The organism is Marinicella meishanensis (assembly GCF_019931145.1).
In the GTDB taxonomy this organism is placed as follows: Bacteria; Pseudomonadota; Gammaproteobacteria; order Xanthomonadales; family Marinicellaceae; genus Marinicella; species Marinicella meishanensis.
Window position 1 is genome coordinate 227,781 of record NZ_JAIOUV010000007.1, and the last position, 26,282, is coordinate 254,062.

28 protein-coding genes are annotated in these 26,282 nt (G+C 52.8%); 15 read left to right on the top strand and 13 right to left on the bottom strand.

Annotated elements, in window-relative coordinates; translation table 11 throughout:
• Nucleotides 1-209 precede the first annotated feature (209 nt).
• The 3 genes from K7G70_RS13295 to K7G70_RS18070 form a co-directional block, all read right to left on the bottom strand.
• Complete coding sequence (locus tag K7G70_RS13295; protein WP_223789144.1) at nt 210-1,127, bottom strand: retropepsin-like aspartic protease; 918 nt, start codon at nt 1,125-1,127, stop codon at nt 210-212.
• Entirely contained in the window at nt 1,124-1,972 is an 849-nt protein-coding gene (locus K7G70_RS13300) for a hypothetical protein (RefSeq protein ID WP_223789145.1), read from the bottom strand. The genes K7G70_RS13295 and K7G70_RS13300 overlap by 4 nt, the downstream gene beginning before the upstream one ends.
• A gap of 106 nt (nt 1,973-2,078) precedes the next feature.
• Nucleotides 2,079-2,903, bottom strand: a complete 825-nt coding sequence (locus tag K7G70_RS18070; RefSeq protein WP_223789146.1) for a LytTR family DNA-binding domain-containing protein — start codon at nt 2,901-2,903, stop codon at nt 2,079-2,081.
• A 180-nt stretch (nt 2,904-3,083) separates the two neighbouring features.
• On the opposite strand from K7G70_RS18070, the gene K7G70_RS13310 reads away from it, so the two are divergent.
• The 3 genes from K7G70_RS13310 to K7G70_RS13320 are packed head-to-tail and all read left to right on the top strand — an operon-like array spanning nt 3,084 to nt 5,764.
• Entirely contained in the window at nt 3,084-3,965 is an 882-nt protein-coding gene (locus tag K7G70_RS13310) for an alpha/beta fold hydrolase (RefSeq protein WP_223789147.1), read from the top strand.
• 4 nt (nt 3,966-3,969) lie between these two features.
• The gene (locus tag K7G70_RS13315) at nt 3,970-5,040 is read left to right on the top strand and encodes a sensor histidine kinase (protein WP_223789148.1); all 1,071 of its coding nucleotides are present in this window, start codon (nt 3,970-3,972) and stop codon (nt 5,038-5,040) included.
• On the top strand, nt 5,033-5,764 hold the full coding sequence (locus K7G70_RS13320) for a LytR/AlgR family response regulator transcription factor (protein ID WP_223789149.1): 732 nt from the start codon (nt 5,033-5,035) through the stop codon (nt 5,762-5,764). The genes K7G70_RS13315 and K7G70_RS13320 overlap by 8 nt, the downstream gene beginning before the upstream one ends.
• Here K7G70_RS13320 and K7G70_RS13325 read toward each other — a convergent pair.
• Genes K7G70_RS13325 through K7G70_RS13335 form a run of 3 tightly spaced genes read right to left on the bottom strand, consistent with a single transcriptional unit; the run spans nt 5,742 to nt 8,469 of the window.
• Nucleotides 5,742-6,233: a GNAT family N-acetyltransferase gene (locus K7G70_RS13325; RefSeq protein ID WP_223789150.1), complete on the bottom strand. Its 492-nt coding sequence runs from the start codon at nt 6,231-6,233 to the stop codon at nt 5,742-5,744. The two genes, K7G70_RS13320 and K7G70_RS13325, sit on opposite strands and share 23 nt — an antisense overlap.
• A complete protein-coding gene (locus K7G70_RS13330; RefSeq protein ID WP_223789151.1) occupies nt 6,226-6,972 on the bottom strand; it encodes a TerC family protein in 747 nt (248 codons plus the stop codon). Before K7G70_RS13330 ends, K7G70_RS13325 begins: the two co-directional genes overlap by 8 nt.
• A 57-nt stretch (nt 6,973-7,029) precedes the next feature.
• Nucleotides 7,030-8,469 (bottom strand): right-handed parallel beta-helix repeat-containing protein, encoded by a 1,440-nt coding sequence (locus K7G70_RS13335; RefSeq protein WP_223789152.1) that lies wholly within the window; start codon nt 8,467-8,469, stop codon nt 7,030-7,032.
• Nucleotides 8,470-8,830: 361 nt separating this feature from the next.
• On the opposite strand from K7G70_RS13335, the gene K7G70_RS13340 reads away from it, so the two are divergent.
• Complete coding sequence (locus K7G70_RS13340; protein ID WP_223789153.1) at nt 8,831-9,301, top strand: SET domain-containing protein-lysine N-methyltransferase; 471 nt, start codon at nt 8,831-8,833, stop codon at nt 9,299-9,301.
• Between the two features lie 100 nt (nt 9,302-9,401).
• Nucleotides 9,402-9,773 carry a cupin domain-containing protein gene (locus tag K7G70_RS13345; protein WP_223789154.1) on the top strand — a complete coding sequence of 124 codons (372 nt, stop codon included), beginning with the start codon at nt 9,402-9,404 and terminating at the stop codon, nt 9,771-9,773.
• 45 nt (nt 9,774-9,818) lie between these two features.
• Here K7G70_RS13345 and K7G70_RS13350 read toward each other — a convergent pair whose 3' ends face one another.
• The 4 genes from K7G70_RS13350 to K7G70_RS13365 form a co-directional block, all read right to left on the bottom strand.
• On the bottom strand, nt 9,819-10,016 hold the full coding sequence (locus tag K7G70_RS13350; RefSeq protein ID WP_223789155.1) for a hypothetical protein: 198 nt from the start codon (nt 10,014-10,016) through the stop codon (nt 9,819-9,821).
• Nucleotides 10,013-10,924, bottom strand: coding sequence for a right-handed parallel beta-helix repeat-containing protein (locus K7G70_RS13355; protein ID WP_223789156.1), 912 nt, complete (start codon nt 10,922-10,924; stop codon nt 10,013-10,015). The genes K7G70_RS13350 and K7G70_RS13355 overlap by 4 nt, the downstream gene beginning before the upstream one ends.
• A gap of 27 nt (nt 10,925-10,951) precedes the next feature.
• Nucleotides 10,952-11,131, bottom strand: a complete 180-nt coding sequence (locus tag K7G70_RS13360; RefSeq protein WP_223789157.1) for a hypothetical protein — start codon at nt 11,129-11,131, stop codon at nt 10,952-10,954.
• Between the two features lie 93 nt (nt 11,132-11,224).
• Nucleotides 11,225-11,797: a PhnA domain-containing protein gene (locus K7G70_RS13365; protein ID WP_223789158.1), complete on the bottom strand. Its 573-nt coding sequence runs from the start codon at nt 11,795-11,797 to the stop codon at nt 11,225-11,227.
• Nucleotides 11,798-11,914: 117 nt separating this feature from the next.
• Here K7G70_RS13365 and K7G70_RS13370 point away from each other — a divergent pair, with 117 nt between their 5' ends.
• The 3 genes from K7G70_RS13370 (at nt 11,915) to K7G70_RS13380 (ending at nt 17,348) form a co-directional block, all read left to right on the top strand.
• On the top strand, nt 11,915-14,332 hold the full coding sequence (locus tag K7G70_RS13370) for a zinc-dependent metalloprotease (protein WP_223789159.1): 2,418 nt from the start codon (nt 11,915-11,917) through the stop codon (nt 14,330-14,332).
• A 150-nt stretch (nt 14,333-14,482) separates the two neighbouring features.
• Nucleotides 14,483-15,901: a hypothetical protein gene (locus K7G70_RS13375; RefSeq protein ID WP_223789160.1), complete on the top strand. Its 1,419-nt coding sequence runs from the start codon at nt 14,483-14,485 to the stop codon at nt 15,899-15,901.
• Nucleotides 15,891-17,348 carry a hypothetical protein gene (locus K7G70_RS13380; protein ID WP_223789161.1) on the top strand — a complete coding sequence of 486 codons (1,458 nt, stop codon included), beginning with the start codon at nt 15,891-15,893 and terminating at the stop codon, nt 17,346-17,348. The genes K7G70_RS13375 and K7G70_RS13380 overlap by 11 nt, the downstream gene beginning before the upstream one ends.
• A 39-nt stretch (nt 17,349-17,387) precedes the next feature.
• On the opposite strand, the gene K7G70_RS13385 is transcribed toward K7G70_RS13380, so the two are convergent.
• The gene (locus K7G70_RS13385) at nt 17,388-17,870 is read right to left on the bottom strand and encodes a glutathione peroxidase (RefSeq protein WP_223789162.1); all 483 of its coding nucleotides are present in this window, start codon (nt 17,868-17,870) and stop codon (nt 17,388-17,390) included.
• Nucleotides 17,871-17,989: 119 nt separating this feature from the next.
• Nucleotides 17,990-20,212: a hypothetical protein gene (locus K7G70_RS13390; RefSeq protein ID WP_223789163.1), complete on the bottom strand. Its 2,223-nt coding sequence runs from the start codon at nt 20,210-20,212 to the stop codon at nt 17,990-17,992.
• 248 nt (nt 20,213-20,460) lie between these two features.
• On the opposite strand from K7G70_RS13390, the gene K7G70_RS13395 reads away from it, so the two are divergent.
• The 7 genes from K7G70_RS13395 (at nt 20,461) to msrA (ending at nt 25,735) form a co-directional block, all read left to right on the top strand.
• A complete protein-coding gene (locus K7G70_RS13395; RefSeq protein WP_223789164.1) occupies nt 20,461-21,051 on the top strand; it encodes a carboxymuconolactone decarboxylase family protein in 591 nt (196 codons plus the stop codon).
• A 6-nt stretch (nt 21,052-21,057) separates the two neighbouring features.
• Entirely contained in the window at nt 21,058-21,996 is a 939-nt protein-coding gene (locus tag K7G70_RS13400) for a cation diffusion facilitator family transporter (RefSeq protein WP_223789165.1), read from the top strand.
• 8 nt (nt 21,997-22,004) lie between these two features.
• Entirely contained in the window at nt 22,005-22,571 is a 567-nt protein-coding gene (locus tag K7G70_RS13405; RefSeq protein ID WP_223789166.1) for a GNAT family N-acetyltransferase, read from the top strand.
• A 48-nt stretch (nt 22,572-22,619) separates the two neighbouring features.
• The gene (locus K7G70_RS13410; RefSeq protein WP_223789167.1) at nt 22,620-23,732 is read left to right on the top strand and encodes an S-(hydroxymethyl)glutathione dehydrogenase/class III alcohol dehydrogenase; all 1,113 of its coding nucleotides are present in this window, start codon (nt 22,620-22,622) and stop codon (nt 23,730-23,732) included.
• A 29-nt stretch (nt 23,733-23,761) separates the two neighbouring features.
• Complete coding sequence (locus K7G70_RS13415) at nt 23,762-24,265, top strand: GrpB family protein (protein WP_223789168.1); 504 nt, start codon at nt 23,762-23,764, stop codon at nt 24,263-24,265.
• Nucleotides 24,240-25,091, top strand: coding sequence for an S-formylglutathione hydrolase (gene fghA / locus K7G70_RS13420; protein WP_223789169.1), 852 nt, complete (start codon nt 24,240-24,242; stop codon nt 25,089-25,091). The genes K7G70_RS13415 and fghA overlap by 26 nt, the downstream gene beginning before the upstream one ends.
• 146 nt (nt 25,092-25,237) lie before the next feature.
• Nucleotides 25,238-25,735, top strand: a complete 498-nt coding sequence (gene msrA, locus K7G70_RS13425) for a peptide-methionine (S)-S-oxide reductase MsrA (protein ID WP_223789170.1) — start codon at nt 25,238-25,240, stop codon at nt 25,733-25,735.
• Nucleotides 25,736-25,799: 64 nt separating this feature from the next.
• Here msrA and K7G70_RS13430 read toward each other — a convergent pair whose 3' ends face one another.
• Nucleotides 25,800-26,255, bottom strand: a complete 456-nt coding sequence (locus tag K7G70_RS13430; protein ID WP_223789171.1) for an Lrp/AsnC family transcriptional regulator — start codon at nt 26,253-26,255, stop codon at nt 25,800-25,802.
• Between the last annotated feature and the right edge of the window lie 27 nt (nt 26,256-26,282).

Consider the following 26,282-nt stretch of genomic DNA (forward strand, 5'->3'; position numbering starts at 1 on the left):
AATTTCAATGAAACTTCCTCATAAATGACGCTGGATGCCGGCCGCCGCCGGCAAGTCGACTGCTTGGAGGTGACCGCTTGTTGTGGATGCCGGCCCCTGTTCTGGCTTGGTGCCAGCTCTTCGCCGTCTTGTCGACTGTTTGAGGATACCGGCCCCCGTTCTGACCGGAAGCCGGCATTGCGCCATCATGATGGACATTGGAGGGACCGCTAAGGCAACTTCAAAACCAACTTTTCCTCACCCACATCAATCACCGCACCATACTTTTGCAGAAAATCTTGGCCGATGACTCCGTCGATTCGAGTTCCGGTGTGTGATTGGGTGAATGCAACCACGGCGGACAGGTCGCTGCTGTACACCCGATCCATGGCCAATGGCCGCTGCATGATGGTGAAGGCGTCCAAAGGAATGCTTTGCAAGGCGAAGCCACCACCGGCTCCGTTGCTGTACTCGGCTTGGCCGGTTGCCTCATGCGCCAGACCCAAAGCCGCCAAGGCGGCGTGGTCAATGAGGGTGCGACTGGCACCTGAGTCGACCAAGAGCCAGCCTTGGTGTTGTTGCCATTCATACGACAAAACCAAAAAAGTAAAACCCAAGGCATCGAATGACAAAGCCCGCAATGGCACGGTCAGTGATTGGTTGCCGTCAGCTGTTGATGCCGCTGTGGGTGGATTGAAAGTCAAGGTGTTCTTGAGCACATCCAAACGCGACTGCATGGCCATCAACACATCGATACCGATCAAGCCATCTATCATGCGGCCCGTGGCATTGAACAAACCCATGGTGACCGCATTCAAATCGGTGCTGCCCACTTGCTTAATGGGCACGTCAACACCGCCGATGCTCATCGTTTCAATGCGGTAAAAATCAATCTGAATGGGCCCGCCCGCGCCGGCCGCTTGTTGGCTGCTGAGTTTTTGTTGTATCTTGAATTTTTGCAAGCCGCGAGCATTTACCGCCGTGATCGCGCCCGTATCGACGACAAACAAGCCATCCACCCCATTGATCTGAGCTGCAATAATATCATGCCCGGTGGCCAGTTTTGACAGCGTCAATGTGGTGGCGGAGGCTGGATTGGCCAACAACAGCCAACCCAGCATAAAAACCTGCAATATCCATGACCTCATCGGTTGGCCTCCGGATCCACTTTCGCCCCAGCAGGTTGGATCAACTTGCTGGGATCCAACGGCGTGCGCACATCCACATGGGTGATGATGTGGTTGCCGACAATCCGTTCATCCGCTTCTGGCATGGTGCGAAAAGCCGCCGGAAACACCAGGCCATCAACCGTTTGGTGCTTGGTGATCAAGCGCCACAAGGGGCCGAATAATTCGCGTTCGGGTGGCTGACCCAGGGATTTCAACAAGGCTTTGTTGCCCACCGCATATTGATAGCCGGCCAGTAAGTGGGTGGCCGGATCGATGTACAGCACAAAGTAATCCAAGTCACTTTTGCCGATGGTCGGCTTGGTTTTGAAGGTCATTTTCACTTCGTGGTAGGTTTTGCCCCCATGCCCAGGCCAGGCAAACTCATTCACGGCTGACAGCACCACCCCATCTTCTTGGGTTAACCAGGGCAAATTCACGAAGTAGTAGAAAAAATACAGCATGGCGGTGGGCGGGTTGGCTTTTTGCCAGTTGCGAGACCACACCGTGGTGCCATCAAAGGCGATTTCGGCATCGTTCATATACCAATCCTGATGCACCTGTTTGGTCTGCTGATCGAACGTTTCACGGGCCACCCACCAAGCCAATTCGTTTTTGCCGTGGTAATTGTTGTGCATGATGGCGTCAAAGCTGATGGCCGGTGCCGCCCGCCATTTTTCCAGTCCACCATGGGCCGTCACCATGGCTTCTATGACCTGTTTGGTTTGGTCATTGGCGTAGTCAGGTGCCGCCAATGATGTGGCCGAATAAGTCGCCGAAAAAACCGCCAATAAGAAGCCCGTTCTCAGATAAATAATTGCTTTCAAAGTCAAATCCTCGCTGATAATAATTCAAAGATCCATTTTATTTTTCATGCCGAAAGCCAGGATTCAAGCGGCTTGGGGGATTCGGTTGGGTTTCAGGGAGATTCGGTCAATTGACCACTTGGGCTTTGATGTGTTTGACGTTTTTGCGCGAGATCGCCACATCAAAATCCAAGTAGGCCATTTCCAAAAAATGGTTGTTCTGGACCTTTTTCAAGCCTTGGATGTAGGACAAGTTGACCAAGTAAGATTGATGCGGCCGGTAAAACATTTCGGTATTCAGGTTCTGCTCCATTTTTTTCATGCTGGAGCGAATCATGCGGTTTTGTAACTCGGCTTGGTCATTCAGGTAATACACTTCCAAGTAGTTGTCGCTGGTTTTCAGGCAGACCAAATTCGCTGGTTTGACTTTAAAACCATCGGCCTGGTTGTCAGAAGGCAGCAGCATCAGCACTGACGCAAAACGGTCCACAGTGGCTGCTTGCTTTGACCACAAGTGAATGAACACGCCACTGACCAAGCCCCACAAGGCGTAAATGGCCAAAAACTGCGGCATCAGTTCAATGAAAGACCGCACCGGTACATACATATGACGCCAGCCGCTGATGGTGTGGTGCAAGCCCTGGCTGTAAATCCAGTTGCTGCAACTGACCCAAAACACCAACAACAACACCCACCCGACCAACAACCACGGTTGACTGGCCACCTGGGCCATGGACCAGCGGGCAGGCAGCAGGCGCAACCACAGCCAGACCGCCACCGCCGAAATCAGGCCATAGCTGCCCAACATCAGGTGATAAATGGGCCGAAAACCCTGCAAAGTGATGCCAAAAGGCTCCAACAAATTCAACACCAGGGCGATGTACGCCCCCGCAGAAATGATGAGCCAGCGGTGGCTGGTGATGGTTTGGTTGGTGCTGGAAGTGACCGACACAGTTAAAGCTGTTTGAATGATGTGGACATGATAACAAAAACCCCTTCACTCAGACCATCCCCCATTGGTATGGATGGTGGCAACCACTCACCGGCCCCAGCTACCACTCATCCAATAATCCATCCCCAACAGTCCGATTGTCCATACACTGAGCACCACACCAACAACACAGGAAACACCATGAAACGCCAACACCTTTTTTATGCCTTATTGATGCTGTTCACGGCCTTGAGCACCCATGCCAAAGAAGCAGCAGCTGACTTTGCGTTCAAAGTCACAGTTCATGGTCAAGGTCAGCCCATGCTGCTGATCCCAGGGTTGAGTAATGACATGACTGTATGGGATTCAACAGTGATCAAGTTCCAAGACCGGTATGAAATGCACACCGTGACTTTGCCTGGTTTTGCAGGTCAACCGGCCATGAGCGAAGAAGGCCCTTTTTTGACTCGGGTCCGAGACCAACTGCAAGCTTACGTGCAACAGCAAGGCTGGCAAAAACCCGTATTGGTCGGTCATTCATTGGGCGGTTACATGGCCCTGTTGTTGGCCATCGAACAACCTGATTTCTATGACAAAATCATCATCGTCGATTCAGTGCCATTCATGCCGGCATTGACCATGCCCATGGCCACCGAAGAAAGTGCCAAACTGATTGCTGAGAACATGAAAAAGCAAATGGATGCCCAAACCAAAGACATGCAATCGACTTCACTGGACATGATTTTGGCCACCATGATCACCGATCCGGAGCACATCAAATTGGCCAAGCAGTGGGGCATGGATTCCGATTCGGCCACGGTCAGCCAAGCCATGTATGAACTGATGACCCAGGACATCCGCCAAGAAATCGCGGTGATCCAATCGCCCACTTTGGTCATGGCCTCCTATGTGGCTTACAAGCCGTTTGGCGTCACCCGTGAATTGTTGGCCCAAAACTACGGTGCCCAGTATGAACAACTGCAAGGCCATCAATTGGCGATCACCGACACCGGCAAGCATTTCATCATGTGGGATGATCCAGAGTTTTACTTTGCCAAAATGGGTGCATTCTTGGCACAATGATGGCATGAATTCCAACACCCTCTTCTGGATTGTTAACGCAGCAGGCTGGATCACCTACCTGCTGCTGGCCAGTTTATTTTTTGGCTACTTCACCGGCGGCATTTCCAGCACCATGTGGTACATCAACCTGGCCTCTTTCGCCTACTACGTGCCGATCACTGGGTGCTTGCGTTGGCTCATCAAGAAAATGGGCTGGTTTGAGAACCAACAGCTGATCAAACTGATTTTGGTGCTGGTAGGGATCAATTACCTGATCGCCTTGGTGGGCCAGTTTCTGGTGTCATTGGTCATGATGTATGGCTTGGGCATGATGGACTGGAGCAGCTATTCGGTCAACATGCTGATGATCACTTCTGGCCAACAATGGTTTGTTTTGGGCTTGTGGTCGTTGCTGTACCTGGTGATCAAACAACTGCGCCGCAGCCGCCAACAGCAAATGACCCAATTGCAGCTGGAATCGGCCCTGCAGGCCAATGAACTGCGGGCCTTGAAAGCCCAGCTCAACCCCCATTTCATTTTCAATTGTTTGAACAACATGCGGGCCTTGGCCATCGATGACAGCCAAACCACCCGCCAAATGATCACCCATTTGTCAGAAATCCTGAAATATTCGTTTCAATACGGTGAGCAAACCACCGTCAGCGTGGAACGGGAAATCCAGCATGTGAACAACTACCTGGCCTTGGAAAGCATCCAGTTCGAGCAGCGTTTGACCTACGACACGCAAGTGGATGCCGCCACACAACAGGCTTTGATACCCACATTGGCCATTCAGCTGTTGGTGGAAAATGCCATCAAACACGGCATCATGAAATTACCGAACGGTGGCCACATTCAAATCAATGTCACCGGCGTCGGTGCGCAGTTGATCATCACCGTGACCAACACCGGAACTTTACCAACCGAGCCCAACCCAGCCCACAACGACCGCAACCACACCAGGGTGGGCTTGTCGAACCTCAAACAACGGTTGCACCTGATGTATGGTGACCGGGCCGAGCTGTCAATCCAGGCCTTGAGCGATGAACGCGTGGCGGTGCAAATCAAACTACCCTTGGAAATGAACCATGACTGAATCCACCCAAGCCTTGATTGTCGATGACTCCAGGTTGGCGCGCAAAGAATTGCGTCATTTGCTGCAAGAACACCCCCACATCACGGTGGCCGGAGAAGCCGAGTCCGGCCAACAAGCGATCGACTGGTTGGCACAGAACCATGCCGATGTGTTGTTTCTTGACATTCAAATGCCGGGCATGGATGGTTTTGAGTTGTTGCAACAATTGGACCACATCCCCCAAGTGATCTTCGTCACCGCCTATGATCAATACGCCATTCAAGCGTTTGAACACAACGCCTTGGATTACCTGCAAAAGCCCATCGAACCACAAGCCTTGCAACGCGCCATTGCACGCATCCAACCGCAGCCTGCAGCCACATCCAGCACCACCAACCATGGCGACCGCTTGTTGACCCAAGGTGATCAGGTGTTTGTCAAAGACGGTGAACAATGTTGGTTTGTTGATGTGGCCGACATCCGCTTGTTTGCCGTGGATGGCAACTACACCACTGTACACTTTGCTGAGCACCAGCCGATGATCCCGAAAACCCTCAATCACTTGGCCTCGCGGTTGGATCCAGGCTTGTTCTTTCGCGCCAACCGCAATGAATTGATCAATTTGAAGCACATCCAATCGGTGGAACCCTGGGTTCAAGGCATCCGCATTCACCTGTCAGGCGGGGAAAAAATCGAGGTGTCGCGGCGGCAAACGCAAAAATTCAAGGAGATGATGAGTTTGTGAGGCGCAACTGCATGAACACGCTGTTGGGGTCGTGTTGGTAATGACCAAACGGCCCACAATCAACAAACCCGTGCATGCGATACAAACGCCTGGCGGGTTCAAAATAAGCCATGGAACCGGTTTCTAATTTAAGTTCTTGGTAGCCCCGCTCATGGGCCGTTTGCAAGATGTGTTGCATCAGGCGCCGACCCACGCCTTTGCCCGTGTGTTGTGGCGCGGTTTTCATGGACTTGATCTCGCCGACCTGATCGTCCCAATGCTTGAGTGCCACACAACCCAACAACACCGCCTCATCCCACAAGGACCAGAACGTGATGGCTGGCTGTTTCAAGCCGTCCACATCCAACACATGGCGACTTTCGGGGGGCGAATGGTCGGCCATGCGGTCTTGGTGTTCTTGCAACAACGCCCTCACTTGCGGATGGTCCAAGCCATCCAATTGGAACCGCCACGACACCACTTCAGTCATGATCACCAGCCTGGGCACGGGCCCGCCGCGCCAACAAATTCAAGGCCTCGATGAACACCGAGAAAGCCATTGCGGCGTAGATGTATTTCTTCGGAAAGTGAACACCAAAGCCTTCGGCGATCAACACCGTGCCAATGACCAACAAAAAGCCCAATGCCAGCATCAATACACTGGGATTGCGATCAATGAAGCGGGCCAAGGGTTCGGCCGACAACAGCATCACCAGCACCGCCACCACCACCGCAATCACCATGATTGGCAAGTGGTTGGTCATGCCCACCGCGGTGATGATGCTGTCGATGGAAAAGACCACGTCGATCAAGATGATTTGGCCGATCACTGCACCAAAAGTCAAACTCAGGCCGGCATAGGTCTTGGTCTTCTTGATGGCATCGGGGTCGACCATCTGGTGGATTTCGGCAATGGCTTTGTACACCAGAAACAAGCCACCGGCCAACATGATCAAATCACGCCAAGAAAAGGCTTGTCCCCAAACGGTGAACAGCGGTGTGGTCAAGCCCACAATGAACGCCATGGTTCCCAGCAAAGCCAAGCGCAACACCAGGGCCAGTGCGATGCCAATGCGGCGCGCGGTGGTTTGTTGGTGGGCCGGTAAACGGTTGGTCAAAATGGATATGAAAATCAGGTTATCAATGCCCAGCACCACTTCCATCAGAATCAAAGTCAACAAGGCCAGCCAGGTACTCGGTTGGGCAAACAATTCAATCAGGGCTTCCATATCAGTTCTTCAATCAATTTGGTTTTGAGATTAATCCAGCAGCGCTTGTCACCACACTCATTCAAAATCATCGGCAAATATCAGGTCACAACTGAGGTCGCCACAGTATTCATAGGCACCGATGTCCAGATCCCCACTGACCACACGGCTGCGGATGCTTTGGTGTTTGACGTATTCTCCCACCAGTGCATGGTCTGGCAACAATCCCGGCAAAATGGCCATGCCTTGATCGATCAAATCGCCTCCGGACTGCATGGTGAAATCCTGACCGGCCAGATTCACAAAACCCGGTTCGGTGTCGGTCAGGTTGTTACCCAAATCATTGACGAAGCCACTGGGGGTGCAATGACAATCGCTGTAGCCGCTTTTCAGCCAGTTGTGTTGGTAATTCATCACCCCGTTGCCATCAACCAAAGCCTGGCTGGAGCCATTGGCGGTGCCGTAGTAAACGTTGTTGAACACATGCGCCGTTTCGTCATTGGTCGACAGGCGCATCAAAGTGGTGTTGCCGCTGCGGGTGCTGATGATGGTGTTGTTGTAAAAGTACAGGTTGCCTTTGCGGTAATCACTGATGGTGCCACTGTCACCACCGTAATGCACAATCTGTGAGTTGCCCTGCCCTTCCGATTCAATCAACACATTGCCATAAACGTGGGTGGTCTGATAACTCGGGTGGTTGACCAACACACTGGAGTCTTCGGCATCCACCAAATCCAACTGGCGATTGCCGTCTTCAATCCAGTTGTAGCGCACCACCAGACCCGCTGAGCGGTCTTTCAAGTTGTTGCCCAGGGCATTGGTGCGCAAAGGCCCAAAGCGGTTGCCTTCATAGATGATACCGATCGCTGCGGTGTAGGTGTTGTGCTCAAAAAATCGCCCCTCGATGCCATTGTCATAAATGTGGTTGTTTTGGATCAAAATGTCTTGGGTTTGGCCGCCATTGGCGCCGACAAATATGCCATTGCCGGAATCACGGATGGTGTTGTTGCGGATGGTGATGTGCTGACCAATTTCCACATACACGCTGGCGGCGTTGTTGGAATACGTTTCGGTGCCGCCACCGTCGTTGGTGAACTGGAAAGGTGGTCTGGCTGAACGCAGATCCAGGTTCTCGATGATGATGTGTTGCGGGATGTCGTTGTCTGGGGTGTTGGAACCGCCAATCTTAATCAAGCCCCGGGGTTCATTCCAGAAGTTGACCCCAGGCACGGTGGTGGCGCCATTGCCACTGATCACTGGTTGTTGGCCTTGTGGGCCATTGACCCCAATCACCTGGATTGGGTTTTGTTCCGTGCCCACCGCATTGATCACCCACTTTTCCAGGTAAGGCGCCGCCCGCCAATGGATGTAGACCCGATCACCGGCTTGCAAACCGGCCCAAGGCACGTCGCCAATGTTTTGAATGGGTGGGTTGGCATCCACGTGGTAATCGGTGGCCAACAATGAGCCGGCCCAAAGCAAACCAAAGGCGCACAAGCACTGAACACATGATTTCATATTCATTCTGATGAATTAAAACAAGTCCCATTGTATAGGCTGCGCGTTTTGAGAACTGTTAATTCGGTTGGATTTTTGCCATCGATCTGTCTCTGATGTACTCCCGCTTGACCCGGCGGCATCCAGTCAAGCGGCATCATCTGGATGCAGCTGGATCTCATGGCGGTTGTGAACTTCTTGTTGGTCCGCCAAACAGTGCGTTGATTATCATGGCTGTGATGGGAATCATGGAACGGTGATTTTCTCCAAAAAAAGCATTGTGCAACGGCGCATTTGTGGGTATAAATAAGCCCAGAAGCGCACCACAGATGCGACCTGTACCATCCACCAACAGTACGACCAACAAAAGAGGAAAACATTGATGTTGTACCCCAAAGAATTTGGCAGTGACCCGTTGTTCCCACAAGCCTCGGATTTCAAGTGTGAATTCAAAGACCACTGGTCAGGCCAAGGCATCATGACCTTAAAAGCCTTCAAAAAAGGTGACACCATCGCCAAACTGGCGGGTGAAGTGGTCAATTCAATGCGCGAACACACCTTTCAAATCGGCCACAACAAACACCTCTTGGATGATTATTTTGCCGGCCATTTTTTGCATTCCTGCGATCCCAACGCCAGCATCAACACCAAAGACCGCAAGGTGGTGGCCCTGAAAATCATCCAGGCCGGGGAATTCATTTCCATTGATTACACCCACACAGAAGACTATTTGTTCCGCCAATTCAATTGTCGTTGTGGCAGCAAAAAGTGCCGCAAAGTCATCGCCGGTAAGAAAGAAATCCCCCGCAGCAGCTTGACAGTCAGCGGTTATTACGGCGATGATGATTACTGAACCATCAACTGCAATGACTGTGAATCAATTGACTGGTGCCTGTTAACACCAATGCAGCCTGAACAGTGGTCTTTCAGTTGGTGTTAACAGGCCCTGGAGTATGAGCGTGCCGATCAAAGTCAACAACCCGACCAAAATTGCCAAAAAACTGGATGCCATGGAATTCCATGATTTGGGTCGCTTCGGTGACGGCAGCAGCGGGGTGTTTTGGGGTGAAGCCAGTGACTGGTCACCCTGGGAAATGCACCCTGAATGTGACGAGCTATTGCACGTCCTGGAAGGTGCCATCAAACTGGAGATCTTGCCTGAGATGGGTGAAGACATCACCGTTTTGGAACTGCGCACCGGTGATTTCGTCACCGTACCCAAGGGGCTGTGGCACCGCCAAAAACTGCTGGCCCAAACCAAAGAGTATTACCTCACCCCGGGTCCCACCCTGCATTCACATCACTTGGATCCGCGCAAAGCCTGAATTGAACCCATCCATCCCTGGCCGATTGATTACTGGCGCTGCCTATCATAACTGAGTGCAGAGATTGCCGTCAAAGTCATCGGCATAAATGGTGTCCGATGGGTCTTGTCTGATGTTGGCCGGGGCGGCTAAAAACGCTGAATAATCGATCACCCCCATGGCCCCGCCAATGACGTCATCGAGTGAATCAGACACGCGATTGCCACTGCCACCGGGGTTGTTCACATGGGTGGGGCCGGTCACGTCATGCCACCAGTTGTTGGTGACATCGATGGTGTTGTTGTTGACCCCGGCATGATTGGCGGCAGAGCCTTGATTGCTGAACCCATTGAAGTTGAATGCATACACCCCGAGGCTGCGGCATTGGTGCTGAGGAAAAGACCGTAGTCATTGCCAGTAAACTCAGAACAATTGACCGCTATTGAAGTCAATTCATTACCGATCAAGCTGGTTGGCAACACATCAATTCCGGCCTCACCATTGCCAGTAAAAACCGAGCGGGTGACGTCAAAAGTGCTGGCACTGATCAAGAAAATACCAGGCAGACCATCGATCACACCATTGTTGGTGAAGCGGGCATCGGAAATTTGGGTGTTGATCATGTCAATCACTGCCAAGCCGGGGCCGCGGTTGTTGTCGGCCATGAGATTTTGCACCGTTAAGCCGCCTGCACCATCCACCAATACACCGGCCGAATCGACGCTGTCATCGCCATTCTCCAGCACCACCGAATCGGTGATGAACACCGAAATGTTGTCGGTATCGGTGACAGAGAACACGTCAATGCCCTCACCGATGTTGTTGTTCACGGTGATGTTGTGAACCCAGATTTGGGTGCCTTCAGGACCATCCAGGCTCAAGCCACTGCTGCCGTTGTTGTTGGCCGTGGTTTGGCTGACGCTGATGGTGTGATTGCCTACCGCCGCCTCCACATCGATGCCATCATTGTTGTTGCCTGATGCCGTCACACCCGTGATGGTGATGTCCACATCAACCAAATCCAAGCCAATGCCATCATCGTCGTTGGCCAGCACCACAAATCCATGGATGGCCACATTGCCCAAGAAAAAACTGCCACTGTGAAGCCAGGACGAACCAATGGCTGGGGTCAATTGGGCGGTGCCAATGGCTGGTATGTTGTTGGCATCCACCGCAGTGAATTGGATGCTGCCTTCTGTTTAATTGGTCAAAGCACTGCCCATCTGTGACAACTCAACGGCTTCTGGGTAAGTCCCAGGAAACACCCGAATGTCATCATCGGGTGCGGCCTGATTCAATGCCGCTTTGATGGTGGGGTAACAATCGTTCAAGCCCGCGCAGTTGCCGACATTGTCGACATAATGGGTGGCCGCCAGCACCACCGCGGGTTGGGTGGCAAGTTACAGCAAAATCAGGGCTCGGATTGGGTGTGGGAATGAAAGGCTTGGGTTCATGGGTTCAGTCGGTTGTTCTCAATGCGACTTTTTCACAAAGTCGGTGGTGATCACAATGCGTTGGCTCTCAACTTTACCTTCGATCTGTTTGCGGTTGTCTGGCACCAGGGCAATGTTCCTCACCGCCGTGCCTTGTTTGGCGGTGAAACCGCCGCCTTTGACCTTCAGGTCTTTGATCAGCGTTACGGTGTCGCCAGCCAACAATTCAGACCCATGACAATCGGTGTGCTTGACTTGCTCTTGACCTTCGCCGGTGGCTTGGGCCCATTGCAGCAACTCATCATCCAAATACAGCATGTCCAACAAATCACGCGGCCAACCTTCGGCTGACAAACGCGTCAACAGGCGCCAGGACAACACTTTGATGGCTGGCACTTCACTCCACATGCATTCGTTCAAACAACGCCAATGATTGGGCTCAGTGACGGCTGGATCATCAATTTGTTGTCGACATGTGGTACACAAATAAGCGCAGGTATCCACCTCAGGATGGGTCACGGGTGGCACGGCATAGACTTGCAAGTCTGTGGTGGACTGGCACATTTCACAACAGCCGCCTGAACGGTCTGTCAATGGGGCAGTTAAATTCATCCGCGCATTGTACCCGAAAGCCCGACTCGACCCCAGCTTCGAATGGAATTTATCAGTGACTTTTGGGCCCAAGCTTGGCATACTGAAATCAGTATTGACCTGACCCATGAGAAACCCATGTCCCGATTGTTTTTATTGATTTGTTTGTTTGGCTTGTCCAACCCATCCACCGCAGCCGATCCAGAACTGCCCAGCATCGACCAATTCACCGCGCAGATGACCTTGCATGAAGGTTTTGTTGACTTCTATTGGGCCGACAGCAGCGGCAAAATTTTCCTCAAATTGGAACAGTTTGAAGTTGATTTGCTGTATGTGTATTACCTGCAATCCGGGGTGGGATCGAATGACCTGGCCTTGGACCGGGGTCAAATCGGTGACCAGGCCTTGGTCCACTTCAAACGCTTGGGCAATCAGGTGCTGCTGGTGGAACCCAACCAAACATTTCGGGCCAACACCAACAATGCCTCAGAACGCCAAGCCGTCACCGATGGCTTTGCCCAATCGGTGTTGTGGGGCGGACAAGTTGTGGCACAATCCGGTGAGGCGGTGTTGGTTGACTGGACCGACTTTTTGCTGCGAGACTCGCAAGGGGTGAGCAATCGGTTGGAACAACTGAAACAAGGCCAGTTCGCCGTTGACCCCAAGCGCTCGGCCATTTACCCCGACAACACCAAAAACTTTCAGAACAACACCGAGTTTGAGGCGTTGTTGACTTTTCAAGGCAGCAAACCCGGGGCGCACATCCGCTCGGTGTCGCCCAGAAACGATGTGTTCAGCATCCGCACCCACCATTCCCTGGTCGCATTGCCAGCCATCCCCCACACACCCCGGCCGTATGATGCCCGCTCAGGGGGCATTCCACTGACCTTCTATGATTACGCCGCCCCTTTGGGAGAACCGATGACCCAACAATGGGCGATTCGGCATCGTCTGGAGAAACAAAACCCCGAAGCCGCAGTCAGCGATCCGGTTGAGCCGATAGTCTATTACCTCGATTCCGGCACCCCAGAACCCGTGCGTTCCGCCCTGCTGGATGGCGCCCGGTGGTGGGCGCCAGCATTTGAGGCCGCCGGGTTTTCCAACGCTTTTGAAGTCAAGCTGCTGCCGCCTGATGCCGATCCCTTGGACATCCGCTACAACACCATTCAATGGGTGCACCGTTCCACCCGGGGCTGGTCCTATGGCGCCAGTGTGGTGGACCCCCGCAGCGGCGAAATCCTCAAAGGCCATGTGACTTTGGGTTCTTTGCGGGTCAGACAAGACATGCTGATCGCCCAAAGTCTGCTCTCACCCTATGACGGGGTGAAAGATGCCGCGGCCATGGAACAGGCCGTGCAAGACATGGCCCTGGCGCGCTTGCGCCAATTGTCGGCCCATGAAGTCGGCCACACCCTCGGCTTGATCCACAATTTCAGTGCCAGTGCCAACGATCGGGCTTCGGTGATGGACTACCCCCACCCTTTGATCAAAATCACGGCCTCAGGAGATTTGAGCTTGACAGACGCTTATGACGTTGGGATCGGTGCCTGGGACCAAGTTTCGTTGCGTTACCTGTATCAAGAGTTCGCCGATGAAGCCACGGCCTTACCGCAGTTGTTGCAAGATGCCCGCCGGCAAGGCTTGGATTTCATTGCCGATCGCGATGCCCGTGCCCCTGGTGGCAGTCACCCCAATGCCCATTTGTGGGACAATGGCGCCGATGCCACTCAAGGCTTGTTGGACGTGCTGGCCGTCAGACAAAAAGCCTTGCAACAGTTTGGTTTGAACACCATCAAAACCGGCGAATACGTGGCCAATCTGGAAAAACACCTGGTGCCGGTGTACCTGTTTCATCGCTACCAAACCGAAGCCGCGGTGAAGTTGATCGCCGGGGTGGATTACCGTTACGCGGTCAAAGGTGAAGGCCAAGTGGCGGCCACCATGGTCCCCACAGCCCAACAACTGGCGGCTTTGGATGCGGTGCTGCAAACCATTGACGTGAAGCATTTGGCCTTGCCGGAAGACCTGTTGACTTTGATGTTGCCCCCAGTGGCAGGCAGCCGCCGTGACCGGGAACACTTCCAACACCGCACCGGCTTGAATTTTGATGCTTTGGGGGTGGCTGAAACCGCAGCCAAACACAGCCTCGGCCTGTTGTTGCAAGTGGAGCGGGCCAACCGCCTGGTTGAACACCATGCGCGGCAGGCCGAACAGCCCAGCCTGGAAGCGGTGTTGAACACCATCTGGGACCACACCTGGGACCGGTCGCACAAAAACGAATACCACCAAGCGGTGCAATTGGGCATCAACTGGGTGGCCCTGACAGCCATCATGAATTTGGCCCGTGACCCGCAGGCGGCGCCATTGACCCGGGCCACGGTGTTGAGTTTTCTGGAACGCAAGAAAAAGGTGTTGAAACGGTTTCGCCGCAATGAAGGCTTTGGCTTGATGTCAATCAATGCGGTGAATTTTCTGCTGCAAAACCCTGGTCTTGAACAACCAGCCAGCCCCCAACCCATGCCACCCGGCTCACCGATAGGCATGCTGACTCACTGAGCTTGATCGGGACGCCAATCCCAGCAACCACTGGCGGTGAATGTATCTGAATGTAGCGGATTTGATTCATGTTGTTTCAATCACGCCTGACTAACGATTAATTAACTTTTCAAAAGTATAATTTTTCACAAAAATCGTCGGAGTCATGACATGGGATACCGCATCCGTTTTCATTTGCTTTGGCTGAGCCTGATGGCCTTTCCACAAGCCCTTTGGTCAGCTGTCAGTCTGAGCCAAAATCAACAGGGCCAAGCCTTGGTGGTGCCCTATTACACCGTGGCCAATGGCCTGAACACTTTGGTCTCCATCAACAACCACCAAAACCACCCCAAAGCCCTGAAAATTCACCTCAAAGACGGTCGACTGGGAGCCAACATCCAGTCGTTTAATGTGTATCTGGGGGCCCATGAATCATGGAATTTTGCCATGGCTGAAGACCCCAATGGGCCCTTGATTCTGAGCAGTGACAACTCCTGTGCCTTAAACCTGGACACCGGAGCCAGTGGCCAACCAACCACCAGTGAGCCCAGCTGGGATCGCCTGGTTGGGGTGATTGAAGTCATTGAAATGGGTCAAGTACTCACTGAATCCAATGACTTTTTTGGCAACTTGACTGAGCAAGAAAACTGCCAGCGCTTGGCCGATGCCTGGTATGCCCAGGGGCCCAACAGCTTTTGGCAAGCCGAATCAAGCGCTGAGATGGCGCCTGCCAATGGCGGCTTGTCGGCCGCTGTCAGCGTGATCGATGTGAGCAACGGTTGGGCCATTAACATCCCCACCCTGGCATTCAATGACTTTTTTGCGGCAAACACCATCCACCACCGCAGTCCAGAAGCCGCCGAACCCAATTTGGCCAGTGGCAGCCATGACAGCCTGCTGTTGCATCAAGGCCAAGTCATGCAAACCACCTGGCCCACCGGTCATGAAGCCATCAGTGCTTTGTTGATGACGACAGGGATTGAGAATGCATATGATTTGAGTCTATTTGTGGCCGCTGAAAATGATTTCATTTTGAGTTTCCCCACTTGGTCTTATCACCGGGACCAAGCAGACAGCCAAAAACCGTTCATCACCAACCCTGTTCATGGGTTTTTGTTTGGCACCAGTTACCGGCAACGCAACCCACTTTTTCATTATGATCACACTGGACAACAGGAACGCGGTGGTTACGGTGGCTCGATAGATCCTCACCCTCCAGAGGTGGATTGGATTTTGCCGGGTGTAACCATGACTTTTGCTGTCAATGATTCTTATGACGTGGTGGATTCATTCCTGTCTGGAGAAATCAGAGACAATGTCAGCCCATTGGGGGTTCCCATCTCTGCGGAATACAAAGGTCGTGTGAAATTTGCCTTTGCCGAATACAACAGCCTGGGCAACGATCGAGGGATCGATGCCCACACCGGTACACCACAAACTTATCATGGATTGCCTGTGACAGGTTTTATGGGCATGAAGTTTTACAACGCGGGCGCTGGCCCCGGCTTGTTGGCGACTTATGCGTGGTCCAATGCACACTCATCGGATCGACACATCAATGATTTGACCGGAGAAAATCATGCAGAGTAAACACATGTTTTTGCTGGCCGTTTCTGCTTGCTTGTTGAGTTGGGACACCATGTCAGCAGTGCATCACAGCCAATCCGGCCACGGCCAGTTCAACTTGATCCCTTTTTATTCCGTTGATCAAGGATTGAATACGGTCTTTTCAATCCACAACACGCAAAACCAACCCAAAGCCATTAAAGTGATCATCAAAGATGGCCACCTATCAATGCCACTGTTGTCGTTTAATTTGTATTTGGACAGCAACGATGCTTGGAATACCGTTTTGATCAAACAGGGTGATGAATTGAAAATGATCTACTATGACGAGTCATGTGGCCTCAACCTACCGGAAACCAGTGACTTCGTGGTGCCGTTACCGGCAGAGAACGCAAACAACTTCCGGTGGGAAAATGGGCTGATCGAAGTGATCGAAATGGGCAATGTAGACACCAATTCAGGCACCATAAACAGCGGCGAAAATGGACTGATACCGCTGTCTGAACAATGCGAACAACTGGCAGCTGCTTGGGAAAACAATGGGGTTTGGCAAACAGACCCCAGCCAAGAAATGTTACCGGCCAGTGGCGGTGTGTTGGTTCAAGCCACCTTGATAGACGTGAGCAATGGCTTTGCTTTTGATGTGCCGGTTGAGGTACTTGATGGTTTTCATCCGGAGTCATCCACGGCACATTTTAATCCAGAGGTGGCTGTCCCTGACATTTCAAGTGGCACCCATGAGAGCCTGTTGATCCACGATTCTCAAGTGTGGCACACCACTTGGCCCACTGGCTATGAGGCGGTCAGTGCCTTATTGATGAAAACCACTTTGGCCAATGAATACGACGTGACGGCAGCCATCGCCGGGGTCAATGAGTGGGTGATCAGTTTTCCCACCTTGGCATACCACCAGGCAAACCCCGAATCGTCAACCCCGTTTTGGTTTGAGGGGAGCGATGAATTCAGGTTCCCAGGCACCCCCAGTGACGATTACAAGTTTTTCGACCGTGATGGACAAATCAGCGGTGGCATTTGGGGTTGTATCCCCATCCTGCCGCCGGATGTGTATTGCCCCCCATTGGGCGTTTTGAGCCATGCAGTGAACATCTACGTGGTGCACCCTTGGGGTGAGGAATTGCCCCAATCGATTTTGTCTGAACCGGCTGATGAACAGGTGCGCTCTTTGAATCTGTGGGGTTCAGGCATCAGCAACGCCGAATTCATCACGGGTCAAGCCACCTTATACATCAAACGGCCTGACCATGTGGCTATCGGGGTTTATGACCATTACCTACCCAACACCCGCGGGGTGGATGCCAGCACCGACGATCCGGTGATCTTCCATGGTTTACCAGTCACTGGCTTTGCGGTCCAGGTGTATCAAAACATGAATGCCCAGCCAGGGCTGTTGGCCACCTATGCCACAGCCAAAGCACATCAGGGTGAGCGCTTGATCTCCACCGAGGAATGAATTGGGCCCCAGCTCAGCTGGGGCACGGATGATGGATGATCAAGCCGCGAGGGCTTGTTCGATGTGTTTTTTCAATTCGGCCGGCTTGGTGGTCGGTGCAAATCGCTTGATGGGTTGACCGTCTTTACCAATCAAAAATTTGGTGAAATTCCATTTGATGTTCTTACCCAAGGTTCCGGGTAATGCGTCTTTCAGGTACTTGAACACCGGATGTGCGTCGTCACCATTGACTTTGATCTTGCCAAACATGGGAAAGCTGACACCGTAGTTCAATTCACAAAACTCACTGATTTCAGTCTCAGTGCCGGGTTCTTGTTTGCCAAATTGGTTGCACGGGAAACCCAGGATCACCAAGCCTTGGTCATGAAATTCTTGGTACAGTTCTTGCAGCCCTTGGTATTGTGGGGTCAAGCCACATTGGCTGGCGGTATTGACAACCAGCACCACCTGGCCTTGGTAGGCATCCATGGCTTGTTCCTGGCCGGTTAATGTGGTGGCTTTGAAATCATAAAATGCGGTCATGTTGGTTACCGAAAATTGAAAACTTCATTATGGTGTCATCTGGGTGAAAATCAAAGCAAAGTTGAGCACAAAAAAACCCAGCCGAAGCTGGGTTTTTTTTTCAAACATGGCGAACTCGATCAGTTCGTGCCATCAAAGCCATCCGCGAAAATGATGTCATTCACATTCAAATTCACGGGCACCACTTTGGTGGGCTCATCTGGGTCGTCACTGCGCACGCAGATGTCGCCTGCATAGTCACCAAAGGCCAGACCGGTTGAATCAACCGTGACCCCAACATTGGAAGTCATGGCTGGATCGGTTGAACCTGATGTGGTGGCCAGTGACAACCAGGGGATGTCGGCACCACAAGCCACATCGGTGGCGATGGCGAAGGCCACATACTCACCAATGGCGCCACCCAATTGTCCAACCGAAGTGGAGTTACCCGTACCCAAATCAATGGTGCGTAAGTCACCGCAGTTGCCACCGTCAAAACATGTCGCCCAATACAAGGTGTTGGTACTCAGGTCAAAGTCCATGCCTTGGGCAAAGTTAGAGTCAAAGTTGGTTGGTCCAATTGAGGTGCCCAGTCCAGTGACTTTGTCGATACCAACCAGCTCGTCGGTGCCAATTGCAACCCCATACAGGTTACCGTCAATGTCGGCCGCCACATCAATGACCAAAGGTATGCCGATGGCTCCGATCAAGTTGGTGGCACCGGTATTCACGTCAATGGTGAACAGCGAGGAACCCACTGCGTCGGTTGAGACAGCATACATGTCACCAGTGGTGCGATCCCAAGTCATACCGGACCAGGTTTCGGTGCCAGTCGCTGGTGCTGGACCCACATCAATCGAATCACCAGATACGGTGTCAATGCGGATCAATCGCAAATCAGGATTGGCGGCATTGGACAAGGCATACAAGGTGTTGTAATCATTACCGTAGAAGTCTCCGGCAAAGGTCGATGCATAATCCGTCGAGGCATTGACCACAGCCACACCGGCCGGCGCAGCCAAGTCAATCCGCGTCAAGGAAGGCGGATTGTCTGGGAATGGACGCAAAGCATAAGCAATCGAACCACCACCCAAGAAGGCTTGAACCGCAGGCTTGGTGGGCACTGAGGCACCCATGGCACTGGCTGGCAGGGCCGCTGCTGAAGCATTGGCATCTGGTTTCTTCGGATCAGGCAATGAGGGCATGCGCGAGAATTGACGCGCACCGGCCACTTGCTCTTCCAAATTCCAGTTCAACACAAAGGTACCCAGGTTGTCGATTTCCAGGTTACCACTGTTGTCAACCACATCGGGATTTTGTGAGAAATCCAATGAGCTTTGTGGGGTGTCGATGTCTGGGGCATTGACCACCACCAAAGCACTGTTGCTGGCAGCTTCAGTGGCTGGCGGTCCAGGAGTGAATGAGATGGCCAATGAATCGGAAAGACTGGCGGTGTTGAATGAGTATTCAGCATTGGCTGCATCGCCGCCGATGCCCACTGTGGCCGATGCACCGCTATCGAAAGAAGGGTCGCCAAATGAAACGTCCGAATAATGGAATTCAATCACATTGGTGCCTTCAAACAGCTTGATTTGAAAGGTCACTCCATCAGTACCAATACCAAAATGGGGCACATCATTCCATTGGATGATGGCCACTTGGTTGGGGGCCACACCTTGTACTTCCCAGTAGGTTTCGCCACCAGCACCGTTGTTCAAGTCATCCCAATGCGGCGCGATCAGATTATTTCCGGTATCGGCGGTGACGGATTGATTTCCAGCAAATATTTGGGCTGACAATGTGCCCAATCTGATGGCTCCATTGTCACCAATGGTGATGTCAGCAGAACTGAGCGTGAACAAGGTGAAATTGAATGGCAAAGTCACACCAGCCTCATCATCGTCACCCAAACCCAATGCGGTACCGGTGCCTGAAATGTCGGTGAAGTCGAAGGTCAAGGTGTCATCGACAGTGTATGAAGGCAAGGTGGCCGCGGCATCCCAATCGGCCAACAGCGATGTGGTGCTGCCAATGGTTTGCACGTCATTGAACTGGAATGACTCAGTGGGCCCCAAAGTCTGGGCGACATTGTCCAACAACAAGCCAAAGAAATTGGTGTCCAGTGTGTGTGTCTCAAACGTGTCACCCGAGTTGTTGGTGACGGTGTAACAAAAGTTCACATCGGTGCCTGGATCCACCGTCAAGGTGGTGTCAACACCACAAACGCCAGGCGAGGTGTCGGTACCCACCGTGACTTCCAAAGTCAGTGGATCGCCGGCTTGGGCCAGACCGGCGGCCCCCACCATCGATGCAATCAGTGCAATCTTGCTATTGCGGTAAGAATGTTTGGATAGAATTTTCATTGTTTCCCCTAATATCAGAATGGTTAATGGATTCCCTCTTGACCATTTAAAATACGCCAAAGCCATTTATTTTTCAACTAAATTTTTGCACCACGTCACATTTTTTTGATTTATGAGGTACATTTTTGCATCCGCACTGCAAGGATGAGAACCACCGTAACTTCGGTTGGCAGCAAAGCCTTGATTAATCACTTGTAATTTGTGGTTTGACCCGCTAACTTAAGGCGTTTTGCTGAGGATATAAATTCATGCCTTTGATCACCCCCCTGGACGCGTTTGCCAACCCCGAAGTCGAACGATTGGTCACTTTTTTCAACGAAACCCTGGGCTTCTGTCCAAACAGTGTGCTGACCATGCAACGCCGTCCTGCCATCGCCGAAGCTTTCGTCAACCTCAACATGGCGGTGATGGCCAATGAAGGCCGAGTCACGGCCGAACAAAAACGCTTGGTGGGTTATTTGACCAGTGCCCAAACCGGCTGCCGTTATTGTCAGGCTCACACCATCCTGGCGGCCGAACGCTATGGCGGCTCACAAGCACGCCTGGATGCGATTTGGGAGTTTCGTGACAGTGATTTGTTCAGCGCGGCCGAAAAGGCCATGTTTGAGTTTGCCTTGGCCGCCTCCAGTGTGCCCAATGCCGTTGATGAAGCCATTGAAGCTGAATTGAAAAAACATTGGGATGACGGTGAAGTGGTGGAAATATTGGGCGTCATTGCCTTGTTCGGTTACTTGAATCGGTGGAATGATTCCATGGGCACTTCCTTGGAGTCTGGTGCCGAGGCGGCTGGCATGAAGTATTTCGGCGCCAAAGGCTGGGACAAAGGCAAACACCAATAAGTCAGCATGGGCCACCACCACAGCAAACACCATGACCACGGCGGAAACGATCACCACCATGACCACAGCGTGGCGGTGAATCAGGACAACAAGGCCCGGGTGTTGTGGGCCATGGTCCTGACCTTTGGCTTCATGTTGGCCGAAGTCATCGGTGGTCTGCTGTCAGGATCATTGGCCTTGTTGGCCGATGCCGGTCACATGCTCAGTGACGGCGTGGCTTTGTTATTGTCTTGGCTGGCCTTTAAATTCAGCGAACGCGAGGCGGATCAAACACGCAGTTTCGGCTATCACCGGTTTCAAATCCTGGCGGCTTTTGTCAATGGCCTGACCTTATTAATGATTGCGGCATGGATCGTGTATGAAGCCATTGCACGTTTCTTGCAACCGGTGAGCGTGATGGCCACACCGATGCTGGTGATTGCGGTACTGGGCTTGTTGGTCAATCTGCTGGTGTTCAAAATCCTCAGCGGCGGTGACCATGACAACCTCAACTTAAAATCAGCCATGATTCACGTCATGGGCGATCTGTTGGGTTCGGTGGCGGCGATTCTGGCGGCTTTGCTGATCATGGCGTTTGGCTGGCACTGGGCCGATCCCGTGTTGTCGCTGTTGGTGGCCTTGTTGATCGTCCGCTCGGGTTGGCAGGTGGTGAAAAAATCCGCCCACATTTTGATCGAAGGCGCGCCGGAGTCCATTCCCGAAGCCGCAGTCAAAGATGCCTTGATGCAACGGGTTGAAGCGGTCATCGATGTGCACCATATCCACACCTGGTCGTTGACGGCCGACATCAATTTGATGACCTTACACGTGCAAGTGGATGAATGGCAAACCGAAACCGATGTGTTGAAACAAATCAAATCCGTGTTGCATGAGCAATTTGACATCCACCACACCACCATTCAGGTAGAGCACCTGCCCTGCCCTGATGACGATTGTCACATGTGATGGGACCGATGTCAGCACCGGAGCAACAGCCCATATACACCGCAGCCAAGACCACCGGCGACTTGCAAGGCATCCTGGATTTACAGGCCCAAAACTTGCCCGCACACATCAGCCAAGATGAAGCCCAAGACCAGGGGTTTGTCACCCTGCAGCACGACTTGGCTTTGTTACAAGCCATGAACAGCCCCCACCCCCACAGCATCGCCAAACTGGGTGATCAGGTCATTGGCTATGCCTTGGTCATGGCGCCCCACTGGGAAGCCCGCATCCCGGCATTGACCCCCATGTTCCAACAAATCGAACAAGCCCAATGGCATGGACGGCCCATCAACGCCGATCAATTCGTCATCATGGGGCAAGTCTGTGTGGCCAAAGCCTGGCGCTCGCAAGGCGTGTTTGGGGCCTTGTATGAACACCTTTGTGCCGGATTAAAGGGGCACTTCCCCTTTCTGATCACTGAAATCGCCAGTCACAACACCCGCTCACTGCGGGCCCATGAAAAAGTGGGTTTTGCCCCCTGGGTGGTTTACGCCGATGGCCCCACCCAATGGCACATTGTGCTGCGTCGATTATGAACCGGGGTCTTGTGCTATCATGGTTTTTTTTAACGCGATGACACCACCATGAAAATGCAAGCCGCTGTGGCCTGGGAAGCCGGCCAACCCCTGTCCATTGAAACCATTGACATTGACGGCCCCCAAGCCGGTGAAGTGATGATCAAACTGGTCGCCACCGGTGTCTGCCACACCGACGCCTACACTTTGTCTGGTGCTGACCCAGAAGGTCTGTTTCCATCGGTGCTGGGCCATGAAGGCGGTGCTGTGGTGGTTGAATTGGGTGCCGGGGTGACTTCAGTGGCGGTCGATGATCATGTGATTCCTTTGTACACGCCCGAATGTGGCGAATGCAATTTCTGTTCCTCAGGTAAAACCAACCTGTGCCAGGCGATTCGAGCCACCCAAGGACAAGGCCTGATGCCCGATGGCACTTCGCGCTTGTCACACAATGGGCGCACAATTCACCATTACATGGGCACCTCAACCTTTGCCGAATACGCCATTGTGCCAGAAATTGCCTTGGCCAAGATCAACCGCCAAGCCCCCTTGGACAAAGTCTGTTTGTTGGGATGTGGCATCACCACCGGCGTGGGGGCAGTGCTCAATACCGCCCAAGTCGAGCCCGGAGCCACCGTCGCCGTATTCGGTTTGGGGGGCATTGGCTGTGGCGTGATCCAAGGCGCGGTGATGGCCGGGGCCAGCCGCATCATTGGGGTGGACATCAACCCCGATAAATTTGAATTTGCCAGGCAGATGGGCGCCACCGAATTCGTTAACCCCAAAGACCACGATCGCCCCATTCAAGAAGTGCTGGTGGATTTGACCGATGGTGGGGTCGATTACTCCTTTGAATGTGTGGGCAATGTGGAATTGATGCGCTCAGCCTTGGAATGCTGTCACAAAGGTTGGGGTGAATCGGTCATCATTGGTGTGGCTGGAGCCGGGCAAGAGATCGCCACCCGCCCCTTTCAATTGGTCACCGGTCGGGTGTGGCGCGGCACCGCTTTTGGCGGAGTCAAAGGCCGCAGTCAGTTACCCGGCATGGTTGATCAATACCTGGCTGGGGAACTGAAAGTCGACGAATTCGTTTCCCACACCATGCCGTTGAACGACATCAACCGGGCTTTCGACTTGATGCATGAGGGCAACGGCATCCGCAGCGTGATTACCTTTGATTGAGCAGCTTTGATCAAAGACTCTGGTCTGGCATGTATTTAAGTTCTCCAAAAACCACCTGGTCCTCAGAATGCCAACGTGAAATGTCGGCCATTCGGTCCGCTTGTGGCAACGCTTTGCAGTTGCATCACATCGACTCCACCGCAGTTGCTGGATTGTATGCCAAAGATTGCCTGTACATTCTGGGCGTCACGCCCGATTTGGCAGCGCTCATCGACCAACACCAGCCACTCAAGACACTGGGCTATGAATTTCGCGGTGAATATGGTTTACCCGGCCGGGCTTATTACCACAAAGCCCGGCGCAAGGTGCATTTACACATATACCAAGCAGGACACCCCAGCATCAAGCCACACCTGCGGTTTGTGGCTGCCATGAATCGCGACCCCGCCTTGCGCGCTGAATTGAACCAGCTCAAGCTGGCATTGCACAACCCATACCCCGACGACAAAGCCCAATACCAGGCGGCCAAAGCCCATTTTTATCAACAATTTTCAACCCCCAGTACCCATGATAATAACCCCACCCACCTGTAACAGCCAAACCCGCTTGCACGGCGGCACCTTGACGTTCCACCAACACAATTCAAGGGTCAACCAATGCCCCATGACCTTTGCGGTTTATTTACCGCCCCAAGCCGAGAAACAGCCTGTCCCGGTGCTGTATTTTTTGTCGGGGCTGACCTGCACCGAAGAGAATTTCATGATCAAAGCCGGCGCCCAACGGTTTGCCGCCCAGCATGGCATCGCCCTGGTGAGTATGGACACCAGCCCCAGGAATCTGGGCTTTGCTGGTGAAAATGACAGTTACGACTTTGGTTCAGGTGCCGGATTTTACCTCAATGCCACCGCCGAACCTTGGTCGCAAAATTATCAAATGTATGACTATGTGGTGCATGAATTACCGGTTTTAATCGAACAGCACTTCCCGGTGCAGCCTGACCAACGGTCCATCTTTGGCCATTCCATGGGTGGTCATGGCGCTTTGACCATCGCCCTGAAAAACGCCGACCGCTACCGCTCAGTCAGCGCCTTCTCACCGATCGTGGCACCGATGCAAAATCAATGGGGAGTCAAAGCATTTAGTGGCTACTTGGGCGAAGATCGCGACCAATGGCGGCAGTATGACACGGTGGCACTGATTCAACAAGGCGCCCCCAAAGTCCCTTTGTTCGTGGATCAAGGCACCGACGACGAATTCTTGGATGAATACCTACAACCGCACTTGTTGGAAGCGGTCTGTGCCGAACACGACCACCCATTGGAACTGCGACGACAAGCCGGCTATGACCACAGCTATTACTTCATCGCCAGCTTCATTGAAGACCACATCGCCTACCACGCCCAACATCTCAAGCAGTGAATGGCGCGACGGCTCGGCCTGCTTGCATCAACCAATGACTGACCAGGAGCCATGAGCAATTGTTATGAGGTCATGCCGTATTTTTACTTTTATTTGGTGCAGCCGACCTTATAATTGGATTTTGACCACTGACAAGGGGATTTCCTATGACCACTGAACGCGCGGTGTTGGCCGGGGGCTGCTTTTGGGGCATGCAAGATTTGATTCGCAAAATGGACGGGGTCCAAGACACCCGGGTTGGCTACACCGGAGGTGCGGTTGAAAACGCCACCTACCGCAACCACGACGGCCATGCCGAAGCCATTGAGATCCTGTTTGACCCGGCCGTCATCACATATCGGGACATCCTGGCTTTTTTCTTTCAAATCCATGACCCCACCACGGTTGACCGCCAGGGCAATGACATCGGCGACTCTTACCGTTCGGAAATTTTTTACACCTCTCAAGCGCAAAAAGAGGTGGCCTTGAAAACCATTCAGGACGTCGACGCCTCGGGTTTGTGGCCGGGGAAAGTGGTCACCAAGGTTTCAGCAGCCAGTGATTTCTGGGAGGCCGAACCGGAGCACCAGGATTATTTGGAACGCATCCCCAACGGTTACACCTGCCACTTTGCCCGCCCTGACTGGGTGCTGCCGGAGTCTTGAGACTGAGGCACGTGGCGCTGAAGGCCCCAGAGGGAAACCACCTCACGAATTGAACAGCCGCCGATCAGACGGGTAAGCTCAAGCCAAGTTTGACATTTTCCATCACCACTGTGGAATGGAATTTCTGCACCAGTTCGTCGGCAAAAAACAATTCATAGGTGAGTTTTTCATACGCCAGCATGCTGCTGGCAGTGATGACCAGCACAAAGTCATGTGTGCCGGTCACGTAATAACACTGTTGCACCGCGGGGTGTGAGCGCATGTTTCGTTTGAAGCGGCTCAGGTTGGCAGAACTGCCTTGTTTGATGATGACCTCCACCAGGATGGTCACGAACTGGTCCAGTTGCGCACCATCCAACACCGCCACTTCTTTGGCGATGACCCCAGCTGCCCGCAGTTTTTTCAAGCGCCGTTGACAGGACGTGGCCGACAGGCCGATTTGTTCACCCAATGCTTGGGAGGATTGCCGGCTGTTGACCTGAATGGCCCGCAAAATCTTTTTGTCGATGGCATCCATCATTTTGCTGCATTATTTTGACTATTTTGC

Excerpts from the sequence above, each read along its gene's own strand:
- K7G70_RS13410 (WP_223789167.1), top strand. The coding sequence starts at position 22,620 with ATGAAAATGCAAGCCGCTGTGGCCTGGGAAGCCGGCCAACCCCTGTCC.
- K7G70_RS13405 (WP_223789166.1), top strand. The coding sequence starts at position 22,005 with ATGTCAGCACCGGAGCAACAGCCCATATACACCGCAGCCAAGACCACC.
- K7G70_RS13390 (WP_223789163.1), bottom strand. The coding sequence starts at position 20,212 with ATGAAAATTCTATCCAAACATTCTTACCGCAATAGCAAGATTGCACTG.
- K7G70_RS13325 (WP_223789150.1), bottom strand. The coding sequence starts at position 6,233 with ATGACTGAAGTGGTGTCGTGGCGGTTCCAATTGGATGGCTTGGACCAT.
- K7G70_RS13415 (WP_223789168.1), top strand. The coding sequence starts at position 23,762 with ATGTATTTAAGTTCTCCAAAAACCACCTGGTCCTCAGAATGCCAACGT.
- K7G70_RS13385 (WP_223789162.1), bottom strand. The coding sequence starts at position 17,870 with ATGACCGCATTTTATGATTTCAAAGCCACCACATTAACCGGCCAGGAA.
- K7G70_RS13370 (WP_223789159.1), top strand. The coding sequence starts at position 11,915 with ATGTCCCGATTGTTTTTATTGATTTGTTTGTTTGGCTTGTCCAACCCA.
- K7G70_RS13375 (WP_223789160.1), top strand. The coding sequence starts at position 14,483 with ATGGGATACCGCATCCGTTTTCATTTGCTTTGGCTGAGCCTGATGGCC.
- K7G70_RS13345 (WP_223789154.1), top strand. The coding sequence starts at position 9,402 with ATGAGCGTGCCGATCAAAGTCAACAACCCGACCAAAATTGCCAAAAAA.
- fghA (WP_223789169.1), top strand. The coding sequence starts at position 24,240 with ATGATAATAACCCCACCCACCTGTAACAGCCAAACCCGCTTGCACGGC.
- K7G70_RS13335 (WP_223789152.1), bottom strand. The coding sequence starts at position 8,469 with ATGAAATCATGTGTTCAGTGCTTGTGCGCCTTTGGTTTGCTTTGGGCC.
- K7G70_RS13430 (WP_223789171.1), bottom strand. The coding sequence starts at position 26,255 with ATGATGGATGCCATCGACAAAAAGATTTTGCGGGCCATTCAGGTCAAC.
- K7G70_RS13380 (WP_223789161.1), top strand. The coding sequence starts at position 15,891 with ATGCAGAGTAAACACATGTTTTTGCTGGCCGTTTCTGCTTGCTTGTTG.
- K7G70_RS13400 (WP_223789165.1), top strand. The coding sequence starts at position 21,058 with ATGGGCCACCACCACAGCAAACACCATGACCACGGCGGAAACGATCAC.
- K7G70_RS13365 (WP_223789158.1), bottom strand. The coding sequence starts at position 11,797 with ATGAATTTAACTGCCCCATTGACAGACCGTTCAGGCGGCTGTTGTGAA.
- K7G70_RS13395 (WP_223789164.1), top strand. The coding sequence starts at position 20,461 with ATGCCTTTGATCACCCCCCTGGACGCGTTTGCCAACCCCGAAGTCGAA.
- K7G70_RS13340 (WP_223789153.1), top strand. The coding sequence starts at position 8,831 with ATGTTGTACCCCAAAGAATTTGGCAGTGACCCGTTGTTCCCACAAGCC.
- K7G70_RS13320 (WP_223789149.1), top strand. The coding sequence starts at position 5,033 with ATGACTGAATCCACCCAAGCCTTGATTGTCGATGACTCCAGGTTGGCG.
- K7G70_RS13310 (WP_223789147.1), top strand. The coding sequence starts at position 3,084 with ATGAAACGCCAACACCTTTTTTATGCCTTATTGATGCTGTTCACGGCC.
- msrA (WP_223789170.1), top strand. The coding sequence starts at position 25,238 with ATGACCACTGAACGCGCGGTGTTGGCCGGGGGCTGCTTTTGGGGCATG.
- K7G70_RS13330 (WP_223789151.1), bottom strand. The coding sequence starts at position 6,972 with ATGGAAGCCCTGATTGAATTGTTTGCCCAACCGAGTACCTGGCTGGCC.
- K7G70_RS13295 (WP_223789144.1), bottom strand. The coding sequence starts at position 1,127 with ATGAGGTCATGGATATTGCAGGTTTTTATGCTGGGTTGGCTGTTGTTG.
- K7G70_RS13315 (WP_223789148.1), top strand. The coding sequence starts at position 3,970 with ATGAATTCCAACACCCTCTTCTGGATTGTTAACGCAGCAGGCTGGATC.